The sequence below is a fragment of the Rhodococcus sp. AB351 genome (assembly GCF_049538275.1).
In the GTDB taxonomy this organism is placed as follows: domain Bacteria; phylum Actinomycetota; class Actinomycetes; order Mycobacteriales; family Mycobacteriaceae; genus Rhodococcus.
The window spans coordinates 161,495-174,780 of the sequence record NZ_JBMVFW010000003.1; the positions used below are offsets into that span (position 1 = coordinate 161,495).

Annotated in this window: 13 protein-coding genes; 3 read left to right on the plus strand and 10 right to left on the minus strand. The window is 67.7% G+C overall.

Going from position 1 to position 13,286, the window contains the following annotated elements; all coding sequences use genetic code 11:
* Positions 1 to 4: 4 nt before the first annotated feature.
* Genes ACPCXD_RS09360 through ACPCXD_RS09385 form a run of 6 tightly spaced genes read right to left on the minus strand, consistent with a single transcriptional unit; the run spans position 5 to position 5,111 of the window.
* Entirely contained in the window at positions 5 to 577 is a 573-nt protein-coding gene (locus tag ACPCXD_RS09360) for a nucleotidyltransferase family protein (RefSeq protein ID WP_229566967.1), read from the minus strand.
* A 10-nt stretch (positions 578 to 587) separates the two neighbouring features.
* Complete coding sequence (locus tag ACPCXD_RS09365; protein WP_229566968.1) at positions 588 to 1,001, minus strand: nuclear transport factor 2 family protein; 414 nt, start codon at positions 999 to 1,001, stop codon at positions 588 to 590.
* Positions 998 to 1,879, minus strand: coding sequence for a TIGR03619 family F420-dependent LLM class oxidoreductase (locus ACPCXD_RS09370; RefSeq protein ID WP_229566969.1), 882 nt, complete (start codon positions 1,877 to 1,879; stop codon positions 998 to 1,000). Before ACPCXD_RS09370 ends, ACPCXD_RS09365 begins: the two co-directional genes overlap by 4 nt.
* A 9-nt stretch (positions 1,880 to 1,888) precedes the next feature.
* Positions 1,889 to 3,064: a thiolase family protein gene (locus ACPCXD_RS09375; protein ID WP_120281367.1), complete on the minus strand. Its 1,176-nt coding sequence runs from the start codon at positions 3,062 to 3,064 to the stop codon at positions 1,889 to 1,891.
* On the minus strand, positions 3,064 to 4,125 hold the full coding sequence (locus ACPCXD_RS09380) for a thiolase family protein (protein WP_060653743.1): 1,062 nt from the start codon (positions 4,123 to 4,125) through the stop codon (positions 3,064 to 3,066). The genes ACPCXD_RS09375 and ACPCXD_RS09380 overlap by 1 nt, the downstream gene beginning before the upstream one ends.
* 14 nt (positions 4,126 to 4,139) lie before the next feature.
* Positions 4,140 to 5,111, minus strand: coding sequence for a Zn-ribbon domain-containing OB-fold protein (locus ACPCXD_RS09385; protein ID WP_160873693.1), 972 nt, complete (start codon positions 5,109 to 5,111; stop codon positions 4,140 to 4,142).
* A gap of 90 nt (positions 5,112 to 5,201) precedes the next feature.
* On the opposite strand from ACPCXD_RS09385, the gene ACPCXD_RS09390 reads away from it, so the two are divergent.
* Positions 5,202 to 6,239, plus strand: coding sequence for an LLM class F420-dependent oxidoreductase (locus ACPCXD_RS09390; RefSeq protein WP_160873694.1), 1,038 nt, complete (start codon positions 5,202 to 5,204; stop codon positions 6,237 to 6,239).
* Positions 6,240 to 6,316: 77 nt separating this feature from the next.
* On the opposite strand, the gene ACPCXD_RS09395 is transcribed toward ACPCXD_RS09390, so the two are convergent.
* Entirely contained in the window at positions 6,317 to 7,846 is a 1,530-nt protein-coding gene (locus ACPCXD_RS09395; protein WP_423659321.1) for an AMP-binding protein, read from the minus strand.
* A gap of 128 nt (positions 7,847 to 7,974) precedes the next feature.
* Positions 7,975 to 8,874 carry a crotonase/enoyl-CoA hydratase family protein gene (locus ACPCXD_RS09400; protein ID WP_229566971.1) on the minus strand — a complete coding sequence of 300 codons (900 nt, stop codon included), beginning with the start codon at positions 8,872 to 8,874 and terminating at the stop codon, positions 7,975 to 7,977.
* Positions 8,875 to 8,919: 45 nt separating this feature from the next.
* Between ACPCXD_RS09400 and ACPCXD_RS09405 the strand changes: the two genes are divergently transcribed.
* Together ACPCXD_RS09405 and ACPCXD_RS09410 are read left to right on the plus strand one after the other, a co-directional pair.
* Positions 8,920 to 10,587: an acyl-CoA synthetase gene (locus tag ACPCXD_RS09405; protein ID WP_160873697.1), complete on the plus strand. Its 1,668-nt coding sequence runs from the start codon at positions 8,920 to 8,922 to the stop codon at positions 10,585 to 10,587.
* Positions 10,588 to 10,595: 8 nt separating this feature from the next.
* Positions 10,596 to 11,708 carry an NAD(P)H-dependent flavin oxidoreductase gene (locus tag ACPCXD_RS09410; RefSeq protein WP_160873698.1) on the plus strand — a complete coding sequence of 371 codons (1,113 nt, stop codon included), beginning with the start codon at positions 10,596 to 10,598 and terminating at the stop codon, positions 11,706 to 11,708.
* 104 nt (positions 11,709 to 11,812) lie between these two features.
* Here the strand turns inward: ACPCXD_RS09410 and ACPCXD_RS09415 are convergent, their stop codons facing one another.
* Together ACPCXD_RS09415 and ACPCXD_RS09420 are read right to left on the minus strand one after the other, a co-directional pair.
* A complete protein-coding gene (locus ACPCXD_RS09415) occupies positions 11,813 to 12,394 on the minus strand; it encodes a TetR/AcrR family transcriptional regulator (RefSeq protein ID WP_229566973.1) in 582 nt (193 codons plus the stop codon).
* Between the two features lie 38 nt (positions 12,395 to 12,432).
* Positions 12,433 to 13,254 (minus strand): esterase/lipase family protein, encoded by an 822-nt coding sequence (locus ACPCXD_RS09420; RefSeq protein ID WP_423659324.1) that lies wholly within the window; start codon positions 13,252 to 13,254, stop codon positions 12,433 to 12,435.
* Positions 13,255 to 13,286: the final 32 nt, after the last annotated feature.

Sequence of the window (13,286 nt, forward strand, 5' to 3'; positions counted from 1 at the left end):
GCGGTCAGGTCAGGCGGCGAAGATCCTCGGAGGTGTCGACGTCTCCGGGGTCGCCGAGCCCGGTGCAGTCGAGACGCTGCACGCGGTCACGATTGCGGGTGAGGAAGGACCGCGCGCCCTCGTCGCCGGTGGCCTCCTCGGCGGCAGTGAACGCGTCGGCGAGGTCGAACACCACCGGGTGACCGGGACGATCCTCGAAGACGGGGAGCGTGACCGTGCCCGGCCGGTGCTCAGCCAGGACGTGGCGCACCAGATCGGCCGTGATGCCGGGAAAGTCGACGACGGTGAGCGCGACCCGGTCGTGGGTGCGCGCCGCGTCCACCCCGCGGCGCAGGGAGGTCGACATGCCGTCGGACCAGTCGGGATTGTGCACCGCCGTGGCGCCGGCCGGACAGGCTGCGGCGACCTCGTCGCCGAACGCACCGACCACCACCACGACCTCGTCGCAACCACCGCCGAGCAGCGCATCGACGACGGTATGCAGCAGAGGACGGCCACGGTGGGGGAGCAACGCCTTCGCGCGTCCACCCAACCGCGAGCCGTCCCCTGCTGCGAGAACGATTCCGGCGGTCGGCATACCGCCGATGCTACGAGACCGGTCGCAGAGTCTTCATCGCGCGATCCACTTCCCAGAACGCACGCAGCGACACGATCTTCCCGCCGCCGTCGACCCGGTAGACGAACACGCCCTCCGCGTCGATGAGATTGCCCGCCATCGTCGTGCGGATCGTGCCGATGTTGACGCATTCGTCGCCGCACACCAGCACGTCGTCGACGAGGAACTCGAGCTTGTCGGTGTTCGCGATGGTCATGTCGTAGAACTTCGCGATCGCCTCGTGCCCGTGGTGTCCTTTGCCCTCGGGATCGAAACCGGACGGGCCGACGGGATCTTCGACGCACGCATCCTCGGCGAACAGCGCGAGCCACTCGTCCTTGCGTTTCCCGCTCGCCGCCGTCTGCGACGCCCGGGCCGCCACGCGCGCCGGATGTTCCTCGCTCATGCCGCGTCCTTTCCGTGGATGTACTTGTCGGCGAACTTCCGTAGCGATTCCTGCTTCGCCTCGAGCGGCGAGTCGAATCCGTGCCCGTCGAAGATCCACGGCACCACGATGATGTCGGTGACCCCGGCGTCGGCGAGTTCGGCATAACCGGAGCTGCCGAACCTGTCGACGCACACGGCCTGGATCTCGAACGGCTCGTCGCTGCGGCCGTACTCGGCACGCAACTCGCGCAGGCGCGTGATGACCTCGACGAGATCGTCGTACTTGATCATCGCCGACGTCCAACCATCCCCGACCCGGGCCGCGCGCCGCAGCGCCACATCGGTGTGCCCACCGACGTAGAACGGCACCGGCTCGGTGGGGGCGGGGCTCATCTGGAGCCGGTCGAAATCGTAGAACTCGCCGTGGTGCTCGACCATGCCACCGCCGAGGATCAGCTTCAGCACGTCGATCATCTCGTCCACGCGCTTGCCGCGCTTGGCGTACGGGACGCCGCACCACTCGAATTCCTCCGGCGCCCATCCGATCCCGACACCGAGACCGAACCGGTTGCCGGTGAGATTGGCGACCGAACCGACCTGCCGGGCCAGCAACACCGGATTGCGCGAGCCGAGTTTGAGCACCTGCGTGTAGAACCGGATCGTCGACGTGGCGGCCGCCATGGACGCCGCGGCGATGAGCGGATCGACCCACGGGGTGTCGGGTGTCCACATCCGCGAACCGTCGGGGGTGTACGGATAGTCGACCGTCTGCTTCTCCATGTAGAACAGGGAGTCGGGCAGGGCGATCGACGTGTATCCGCACTTCTCGGCGGTCTGCGCGATGCCGGTGAGCTGGTCGAGCGGGGTCATCGCGACCCCGACGGTGAACGAGACCATGCCCGCCTCCTAGTTCGTGGGCCGGTCGGAGCCCACGACCCACATCGAGAAGTACTGCGAGCCACCACCGTAGGCGTGGCCGAGCGCCTTGCGGGCACCGTCCACCTGGTGGTCTCCCGCCTTGCCCATCACCTGGATCGCGGCCTCGGCGAAGCGGATCATGCCCGACGCACCGATCGGGTTGGAGCAGAGCACGCCGCCGGACATGTTGATCGGCAACTGGCCGCCGATGGCCGTCTCGCCGGCCTCGGTGAGCTTCCAGCCCGAACCCTCGGGGGTGAAGCCGAGATTCTCGAGCCACATCGGCTCGAACCACGAGAACGGCACGTAGATCTCGGCGCAGTCGATCTCGGTGAGCGGATCGGTGATACCGGCCTGCTTCCACAGCGCCGCGGCGGCGACCCGGCCGGCCTCCGGATTGACCTGGTCGCGACCGGCATAGGTGGTCGGTTCGGTGCGCATCGCGGTGGCGTGGATCCAGGCCACCTTGCGGCCCGACTGCTCGGCGGCCTTCGCGGTGTCCTCGTCGCCGAGCACGACTGCGCACGCACCGTCGGACGACGGGCACGTCTCGTCGTACCGGATCGGGTCCCACAGCATCTGCGAGGCCTGCACCTTCTCCAGGGTGATCTCGGGCTGCTTCAGATGGGCGTACGGATTCTTGGCGCCGTTGAGACGGTCCTTGACCGCGACCATCGCTCCGATGTGCTCGGGCGCGCCGGACCGGCGGATGTACGAACGGACGTGCGGCGCGAAGTAGCCGCCCGCACCGGCACCGACCGGCATGGTGAACGGGACCGGTGTGGACAGCGCCCACATCGCGTTCGACTCGGACTGCTTCTCCCAGGCCACCGCGAGCACCCGGCGGTGCACACCGGCCTGTACGAGGCTTGCCGCGACGTTCGCCGTCGAGCCCCCGACGGACCCGGCGGTGTGCACGCGCAGCATCGGCTTGCCCGTGGCGCCGATGGCGTCGACCATCGACAGTTCGGGCATCATGACGCCCTCGAACAGGTCGGGGGCCTTGCCGATCACGACGGCGTCGATGTCGTCCCAGCCCACCTGGGCGTCTGCCATGGCTCGGTCGATCGCCTCGCGGACGAGGCCGGACATCGACACGTCGTGCCGCTTGGCGACGTAGTGGGTCTGCCCGGTTCCGAGGACAGCTGCGGGTTGCTTCGCCATCAGTTGCGTCCCTCCAGAACGGCTACCAGATTCTGTTGCAGCACAGCACCGCTCGTCGCATGCGCGAGTGCACGTCCGGCCGTGCCGTCCATGATCGCCTGCGCTGCGTAACCGATGCGCTCGAGACCGCCGGAGAACATCGGGTTGCCCGTCAGCGGTCCGCCGGACGGGTTGATCGTCGTCGAATCGTCCAGGCCGATCGCCTCGCGGAGGATGAGCTCCTGATGCGTGAACGGCGCGTGCAGTTCGGCGACGTCGAAGGCGGTGTCGCCACCGGTGACCGCCTGCGCGGCAGCCCGTGCGGAGGCCGACACCGTGAGGTCGAGCGAGCCGAAGTTCGGTGAGTCGGTGCGATGTTCGATCCCGGTGATCCACGCGGGGTTCTCGCACAGCTCGCGGGCCCGGTCGCCGCTCGCGAGGACGATCGCGGCGGCACCGTCGGTGACCGGAGCGCAGTCGTGCTTGCGCAGCGGATCGGCGATGTACGGCTGCGAGAGCAGGTCCTCGATGTCGAGATCACCCGAGAGCTGGGCCTTCGGGTTGTTCTTCGCGGCCGCGCGGCTGCGCACCGCGACCTCGGCCATCTCGCGGTCGGTCCACTTGCCGGAGTCGAGACCCATGCGGGCCTGCAGGCCGGCGAGTGAGACGGAGTCGACGCCGAGCGGTGCCACGAGGTACGGATCGAGCTGCAGGGAGAGGGTGCGCCGCAGGGTGCCGGCCGAGGACTTGCCGAAGCCGTAGACGAGGGCGGTGTCGACCTCACCGGTGATGAGCTTGACCCACGCCTCGTAGAGCGCCCAGGCCGCGTCCATCTCGACATGCGACTCGTTGATGGGCGGGACCGCACCGATCGCGTCGATCGCCGAGATGAACGAGAACGCGCGTCCGGCAAGGTAATCGGAGGAACCCGAGCACCAGAATCCGATGTCGGACTTGGTGATGCCGAGCTTGTCGTACAGCTCCTGGAAGCACGGGACGAGCATCTCGACGCCGTTGGTGGTGCCGAACGTCTCGCGCACGTGCGGAGCATGTGCGAAGCCGACGACTGCAATGTCTGTCATGGTGTCCGCTGCTCCTAGAGGTGGTGTTTGAAGGTGTCGTAGTCGGCGTCGGGTTCACCGGTGGGCCGGAAGTACTCGATGTTGCGTAGCGTGTGGTCCCACTCCTCGCGCGGACGCCACTTGGCCTCGACGCGCATGCCCATCCGCACCTCGGAGGCGTCGCACTCGAGGATCAGGTGCAGGAAGGGGATGTCGGCGCCGTCGAGCAGCACGTAGGCGGCGACGTAGGGCGGCTTGATCTGCTGGCCCATGAACGGGACGTTGACGATGCAGAAGGTGGTGACGATGCCCTTGTCGGAGACCTCCACCGGTTCCTTGGTGGGCACGCCGTCGGTCGGGCTCGCACCGCGCGGCGGCACGTAGACCTTGCCGCCCGGCCCGGTGCGACCACCGATGATCTTGCCTTCCTTCAGTCCTCGCAGGTACCAGGACTCCTCGGGGGAGGCCGAATGGCGGTAGTGCAGGTCGACGGGGGTGGTGATCATGGTGACCGGTTCGCCGTCGCCCGCATCCACGGTGAGGGTCGACTCGCCGGGTTCGAACGCCTCGATGTCGTGGATGTCGCCGGTGCGCTCGGCGGCCCAGCGCACCCGCACGCGCAGACCCGTCGCGATCTCGTCCGCGGACGCGACGTCGACCGCGTGCAGCAGCGTCGTGTCGGCTCCGTCGAGACGGATCAGCGCCCACGCGAACGGCCGGTCGAACGGCTGTCCGGGCAACGGCTCGGCGTTCCACGTCCAGCTCACCACGGTGCCGGTCTGTCCGACCTCGACGAAATCGGTGAGCGGTTCATGGGTGGCCGCGTCGAATTCGGGGGGCGGGACGAGGACCCGTCCGTCGGATCCGCGCGCGCCGAGAATGCGGCCGTCGCGCAGTCCGGTGACGAAGGCTCCGACGGTCGGTCCGGTGGATCGCGTGTAGTCGAACTTCAGATTCAGCGGTGCGCTCAGCGGTGGCTCGGCAACCGCGCTCTTTCCCAGGCTCACAATTTCGAGTAGAACAGGTTCTAGTGTTGCTGGCAAGAGCGGCGCGCGAACTGCACCTCGCCGCGATTCGTCCGACAGGAAAGGCGTCCAATGAGACTGGGACTGCAACTCGGTTACTGGGGTGCTCAGCCACCCCCGAACGCACCGGAACTCGTTGCTGCGGCCGAGGCCGAAGGATTCGACGCCGTCTTCGCCGCCGAATCGTGGGGGTCCGATGCGTTCACTCCGCTCGCGTGGTGGGGCTCGTCCACCGAGCGGGTGCGGCTCGGCACGTCCGTCGTGCAGATCTCTGCGCGCACACCGACGAGTTGCGCGATGCACGCGCTCACACTCGATCACCTCTCGGGTGGCCGGCACATCCTCGGCCTCGGCGTCTCGGGGCCGCAGGTGGTGGAGGGCTGGTACGGGCAGCCGTTCGCGAAGCCCCTCGCGCGCACCCGCGAGTACGTCGACGTGATCCGCAAGGTGCTCGCGCGCGAAGAACCGGTGACCAGCGACGGACCGCACTTCCCGCTGCCCTATGCGGGCGCCGGCTCCACCGGGCTCGGCAAACCGCTCAAGCCCATCACGCATCCCTTGCGGTCGGACATCCCGATCTGGATCGGTGCCGAAGGCCCGAAGAACGTCGCGCTCACCGCCGAGATCGCCGACGGCTGGCTCGCGATCTACTACACCCCGCGGCTGGCGTCGATGTACGACGAGTGGCTCGACGAGGGGTTCGCCCGGCCGGGTGCCCGGCGCACCCGCGAGGACTTCGAGATCGCCGCGACCTGCCAGGTGGTCGTCACCGACGACCGTGCGGCGACCATCGCGGCGATGAAACCGGTGACGGCGCTGTACGTCGGGGGAATGGGCGCGCCCGAGTTGAACTTCCACGCGCAGGTCTACCGGCGGATGGGGTACGACGCCGTGGTCGAGGAGGTGACCGCGCTGTTCCGTGCCGGTCGCAAGGACGAGGCGGCCGCCGTGATCCCGGACGAGATGATCACCGAGACGATGATCGTCGGCGACGTCGACGAGGTGCGCGAAGGTGTGAAGCGGTGGGAGGAGGCCGGCGTGACGATGCTGCTGGTCGGTTGTCGCGACGTCGATCAGGTTCGCACGATCGCCGACGTGGTGCTCCGTTAGACCGTGGTGTTGCGCTGAGCGCGACAACGGGCGGAAACCGTTCCGTGAGGACGGTTTCCGCCCGCCGCGTGCGGACGTCAGGAGGCGTAGGCCGCCTTCAGCTTGCCCTTCACCAGCTTGCCCGTGGGGGTGCGGGGCAGTTCGTCGACGAAGTCCACCGACCGCGGCACCTTGAAGTGGGCGACCCGTTCGCGCACGTATGCGATGAGCTCGTCGGCGAGATCGGGTGATGCGGTGGCACCGGACGACACCTGCACGACGGCCTTGACCTCCTCGCCCATCTCCGGATGCGGCACGCCGATCACGGCGACGTCCTCGACGGCCGGATGCAGGGCGAGGACGTTCTCGATCTCCTGCGGATAGATGTTCACCCTGCCGGAGATGATCGTGAACGACTTGCGGTCGGTCAGATACAGGTAACCGTCCTCGTCGAGATAACCGAGGTCGCCGACCGTGGTCCAGGTGGGGTGCTCGGGATGCTGCGACGCCGCGGTCTTCTCGGGATCGTTGTGGTACGAGAACGGAACCTTCTCGTACTCGAGATAGATCGTCCCCACCTCGCCGGCCGGAAGTTCGCGCCCTTCCTCGTCGCAGATGTGCGCGGGCCCGAGCACACTCTTACCGACCGAACCCGGGTGTTCGAGCCATTCCTGACTGTTGATGAACGTGATCCCGTTGGCCTCGGTGGAGCTGTAGTACTCGTAGATCACCGGTCCGAGCCAGTCGATCATCGCCCGCTTGACCTCCGGCGGGCACGGCGCGGCGGCGTGAACGAGCACGCGCAGACTCGACAGGTCGTGGCGGGCGCGGATTTCGTCGTCGAGCTTGAGCATGCGCACGAACATCGTCGGCACCATCTGCCCGGCGGTGATCTTGTGCTCCTCGATGTGCCGGAGTGCGGTCTCGGCGTCGAACTTCTCGGCGAGGACCACCGTGCCGCCGAGCGCGTGGATCGCCCCACCCCAGCGCAGAGGCGCTGCGTGATAGATCGGGGCGGGGGAGTAGTAGACGTCGGAGTCGGTGAGGCCGAAGAGGAACTGCGCCACCGTCACCAGCGGCTCACCGGGTTCGTCGACGCGACGTTCCGGGAGATCCGGCTGGATTCCCTTGGGGAAGCCCGTGGTTCCGGACGAGTACAGCATGATGGCGCCGCACGGCTCCTCGTCGAGCCGTGGACCGGCCGCGGCGAGGGCGTCCTCGTACGACTCGAAACCGCGCACGGCGCCGCCGAACGCGAGTCGCGCGGAACCGATCGTGACCTTCTCGCCGACCTGCTCGGAGAGATCGCCCAGTGTGGCCGACACGATCAGGGCCTTGGCGCCGCTGTCCTCGACGATGTACGCCACCTCGCCGGCGGTGAGATGACTGTTGACCGCCGTGATGTACAACCCGGACCGCATTGCGGCCCAGAATACCTCGAAGGCCTCCGGCAGGTTCTCGGTGAGGAGGGCGACGACGTCGCCGGAGCGGAGCCCGGCATCGTGCAGCACTCGGGCGAGCGCTGCCGACCGGTCGTCGAGTTCGCGGTAGGTCAGGCTCCGGCCGCTGTCGGCCAGGACGACGGCGAGCTTGTCCGGGGCGGTGCGGGCGTGGACTCCTGGATACATGGGCTCCTCATTACCTCGGCGAACGCTGTGGCCTTGTGTTGTGGGTCACAGCAGGCAATGTAGCAGAGCTAATGACATGACTGTGACCGCGCTCTCACGGATGGGAGCGCGGTCCACAGCGGCGCAGGTCAGGAGCCGGTGAACTTCGGGGCACGCTTCTCGGCGAATGCCCGCGGACCCTCTTTGGCGTCTGCGCTCTTGAAGACGGCGGCACCGAGCTCGGCGTCGATCCGGAATGCCTCCTCCTCGTGCAGACCTTCCGAGTTGCGGATGGTCCGGAGGATGGCCTGCACCGCGACCGGGCCGTTGTTCGCGATCGTCTCGGCGATCTCGAGGGCCTTGTCGAGTGCGGTGCCGTCAGGGACGACGTAACCGATGAGCCCGATCTCCTTGGCCTCGGCGGCCTTGATGTGGCGGCCGGTGAGCAGGATGTCGGCGGCGATCGTGTACGGGATCTGCCGGACGAGACGCACGGCGGATCCGCCGAGCGGGAACAGTCCCCACTTCGCCTCGGAGACACCGAATTTCGCGCTCTCGCCGGCGACACGGATGTCGGTGCCCTGCAGGATCTCGGTGCCGCCGGCGATGGCGGCGCCCTCGACGGCCGCGATCAGCGGCTTCGTCAGGCGGCGACCCTTCAGCAACGCCGGCAGGCGCGACAGGTCCCACCCACCCCCGTTGCCATTCCCGTCGCTCCGCTCGCCCTGCTCGAACTTGTCTCCGGGAGGCGCTGCATTCATGGCCTTGAGATCGGCACCCGCGCAGAACGCGCCACCGGCGCCGGTGAGGATCGCGACGCGGATCTCGGGATCGTTGTCGACGCGGTCCCACGTCTCGTTCATGATCGCCATCATCTCGCCGGACAGCGCATTTCGTGCTTCGGGCCGATTGAGCGTGACGATCAGGACGTGGCCGCGTTGCTCGACGAGGCAGTGCGGTTCGCGGGACGAGATGTCCGAATCGGCTGCGCCGGGGGCTTCGGTAGCGGACACTGGCAGGACTCCTCGCGGTGTTGTGAACTGGATCATATTCGGGTCTTGTCAGAAACGGTAACACGTTCTACTTTTGTCGGCGTGGCCCTAAACATCGCAGACCTCGTCGAACACGCAATCGACCTCGTTCCCGAGCGCGTCGCGCTGGCCTCGGACGGACGTGAGGTCACCTACGCACAGCTGGAGGAACGAGCCAACCGACTTGCTCATTACCTGCGCGAACAAGGAGTGAAGCCGGGTGACAAGGTCGGCATCTACTCCCGGAACACCATCGAGGCCGTAGAGGCGATGATCGCGGTCTTCAAGATCCGCGCCATCATGATCAACGTCAACTACCGCTATGTCGAGAACGAGTTGCAGTACATCTTCGACAACTCCGACATGGTGGCCCTCATCCACGAACGCCGGTACTCCGACAAGGTGGCGAACGTCCTCCCGAGCACACCGCTGGTGAAGACCGTCGTGGTGGTCGAGGACGGCACCGACGTCGACTTCTCGGCCTACGGCGGCGTCGAATACGAAGCGGCACTGGCGCAGAGCTCGCCGGAACGCGACTTCGAAGACCGTAGCGCCGACGACATCTACATCCTCTACACCGGTGGCACCACCGGCCACCCCAAGGGCGTGATGTGGCGTCACGAGGACGTCTGGCGCGTCCTCGGTGGCGGCATCAACTTCATGACCGGCGAGTGGGTCAAGGACGAATGGCAGCTGGCGAAGGAGGGCGCCGAGAATCCCGGTCTCGTGCGCTATCCCATCCCGCCGATGATCCACGGTGGCGCCCAGTGGGCGCTGTTCCAGTCGCTGTTCAGCGGCGGCAAGGTCATCATGCACCCCGAGTTCTCGGGCCACGAGGTGTGGCGCATCATCGACGACCACAAGGTCAACGTCATCTTCATCACCGGCGACGCGATGGCCCGCCCCATGCTCGACGCACTCGAGGAGGGCAACCCGAAGACCGGTCAGCCCTACGACCTCTCGACGCTGTTCGCCATGGCGTCGAGCGCCGCTCTGTTCTCCCCGTCCATCAAGGATCGTTTCCTCGACCTGCTGCCCGGCAAGGTCATCACCGACTCCATCGGTTCGTCCGAGACCGGCTTCGGCGGCATCGGTATCGCCGAGAAGGGCAAGACCCTCGGTGGCGGCCCCACGGTGAAGATCGACGAGTCGACCACCGTCCTCGACGACGACGGCAACCCGATCGAACCGGGTTCCGGCAAGGTCGGCATGGTCGCGCGCACCGGCAACATCCCGCTCGGCTACTACAAGGACGAGGCCAAGACCAAGGCGACCTTCCGCGAGTACAACGGGATCCGCTACTCGATCCCCGGCGACTACGCACGCGTCGAGGCCGACGGCACCGTCACGATGCTCGGCCGCGGTTCGGTCTCGATCAACAGCGGCGGCGAGAAGGTCTACCCCGAGGAGGTCGAGGGCGCACTCAAGCAGCACCCGGCGGTCTTCGACGCCCTGGTGGTCGGTGTGCCGGACGAGCGCTTCGGCGAGCGGGTCTCCGCCGTCGTCGCCCTGCGCGAGGGCGAGCAGACGACGCTCGACGAACTCATGTCGACGGCACGGTCGAAGATCGCAGGGTACAAGGTGCCGCGCGCGGTGTGGTTCGTCGACGAGATCAAGCGGTCGCCGGCCGGCAAGCCCGACTACCGGTGGGCCAAGGACCAGACCGGATTGCGTCCGGCCGACGAGGTCTACAACAACGGCGACGGCAACGGCGCCGCGGCGACGGGATAGAAGGACACATGCAGACCGGCCTCAGCAAGAAGTTCGGTATCGAGTATCCGATCTTCGGATTCACGCCCTCCGAACACGTCGCGGCGGCGATCAGCCGCGCGGGCGGACTCGGCGTCCTCGGGTGCGTGCGGTTCAACGACCCGGAGGAACTCGATGCCGTCCTGACGTGGATGGACGAGAACACCGACGGTAAGCCGTACGGCGTCGACATCGTGATGCCCGCCAAGGTGCCCACCGAGGGCACCGCAGTGGACCTCGACAAACTGATCCCCGCCGAGCACCGTGCCTTCGTCAATCGCACGCTCGACGAACTCGGTGTGCCGCCGCTGTCCGACGACGTCGGCGAGGCGAGCGGTGTTCTGGGCTGGCTGCATTCGGTCGCGCGCTCGCACGTCGACGTCGCCCTCGCCCACCGGCCCGCCCTGATCGCCAACGCACTGGGATCGCCGCCGAAGGACGTCATCGACCTCGCGCACGAGAAGGGGGTGCCGGTCGCGGCACTCGCGGGTGCGGTCGAGCACGCGAAGCGGCACGTCGAGAACGGTGTCGACATCGTGATCGCGCAGGGCTACGAGGCCGGCGGGCACACCGGTGAGATCGCGTCGATGGTGCTGTGGCCCGAAATCGTCGATGCACTCGGCGATTCCGCGGCAGTGCTTGCCGCCGGCGGTGTGGGATCGGGACGGCAGGTCGCGGCGGCGCTGGCCCTCGGCGCCTCCGGTGTGTGGATGGGTTCGTACTGGCTCACCACCTCGGAGTACAAGCTCGGAGCGGCCGCGCACGGCCCCTCGTCGATCCAGCGCGCGTTGCTCGGAGCGAGCTCGTCCGACACCGTGCGGTCGCGGATCTACTCGGGCAAGCCCGCGCGTCTGCTCAAGACCAAGTGGACGGAGGCGTGGTCGAAACCCGATGCGCCCGAACCGCTGCCGATGCCGCTACAGAACATCCTCGTGAGCGAGGCGCACCAGCGCATGTCGGCGGCCGACGACCCCGAGGCCGTCGCGATGCCGGTCGGGCAGGTGGTGGGGCGGATGAACGAGATCCGTCCCGTCGCGGAGATCATGGCCGAACTCGTCCGGGGCTACGACGAGGCGGTCGATCGGCTGAACGAGGCGCGCTAGACAGGACCACGGTGGCGGGGTGGCAGGTGCCCGGGGTGGAGTTATCCACCCCGGGCATCGTCTGCTCGGGAGCGGCGCCGGAGAAGGGCCAGGGCCGAGAGGGATCAGCGGCGGACCAGGATCTTCAACAGCTCTTGGATCTGCGTGGCCGTGGGGGAGGGCAGGCTGTCGCGGCCGTAGAGGAAGCCGATGCCCGCGTAGACGAGGGTGCCGGCACGCAGCTCCGCTTCTTCCTCGTCGAAACCCAGTTCGAGGAAACAGTTTCGGACGATGGCCATGATGCGCTGGTCGAGTGCGCGGACCGACTCGGCGACCTGCGGATCGCTGCGCGCCCATTCGCGCACCGCGACCTCGGCCTCCCAGGCGCGTTCGTCGACGAGCATCGCACCCATGTGGGCGAGCCGTTCGTCGACGGGCAGTTCTTCGAGGTTCGTCAGGCCGCGCGCGGCGTCGTTGTCCTGCGAGGTGTAGCGGGTGGCGATGGCCTTCATCAGGTCGTCGATGTCGGAGAAGTGCCAGTAGAAGCTACCTTTGGTGACTCCGAGTTCGTCGCACAGGCGCGAGATCTTCACGGCGCTGCGTCCTTCGGAGACCAGCAGGCGCAGACCCGCCTCGGTCCAGTCGTCGAGGGACAGCCGTGGTCGTCTGCCCGACCGGCGACCACTCCTCGCCGGTTGCTCTGCCACGGATGGTCACCTCGTCTCGATCGGATCCGAAATCGAGACTACATGCCCGAACCGGGCAGTGCCGTGAGGACGGCATCGCGTGCCGAGCCGTCGTGGGGGAGTGCCCAATGGTGAACGCATGGTGACGGATCCGGCCCGGGAAGCGTGACCACGGTCGAGGTGGGCAGCGCCCCGTTCTCGGGTGGGACGACGAGTCCGTCGCAGCGGGAGACGATGTCGGTGTAGTCGATCCCGGCCGTGGGCACGCCGCGTGAGTGCAGGTTGCGTAGGAGATCCGATCCGGCGATGATCTCGCGGCATCCGGCACACAGGGGGCCGACGAGCGGCTTCTCGAGGGCGAGGACCGCGTCGTAGGTGCCGAGGTCGCGGCTGATCTGCTCGGCGGCGGCCAGTCCGGCGATCTCCGTGCCGTGCCACATCGCACCGAGCGTGGTCAGCGACCGGACCCGATCGTTGCCGTGATCCTGCAGGTATCGCTGGGTGACGAGGGAACCGGCGCCGTGCGCCACGACGTCGACCGTGCACTGCGATCGCTGCCCGCACAGCTCGTCCAGAGCGTAGGCCAGGTCGCGTGCGCCCGCGTCGACGCCCCGCAGGCCGGCGAGGGGGACCGGGACATCGGTGCCCGCCGGTTCGCCCCAGGTGACGGGGACGGTGCAGAAGCCGGCTCCGGTGAGGTCGGCGCGCAGATCGGACCACACGTCCGGAGTGCTCGCGAGGTCGTGGACGAGCGCCACGGCAGCGTCTGCGCCGGAGCACGGCGCAGGGCTCGGATCGGCCGCTGCGGGCGCCGGAGCCACCGCGCCGAGGGTGAGAACAGCGACCGCCGAAACCATCGCCGAGCAGGGGGATCGAGTCATCTGCACTCCTCTGTGCGCACTATTGACCAAAC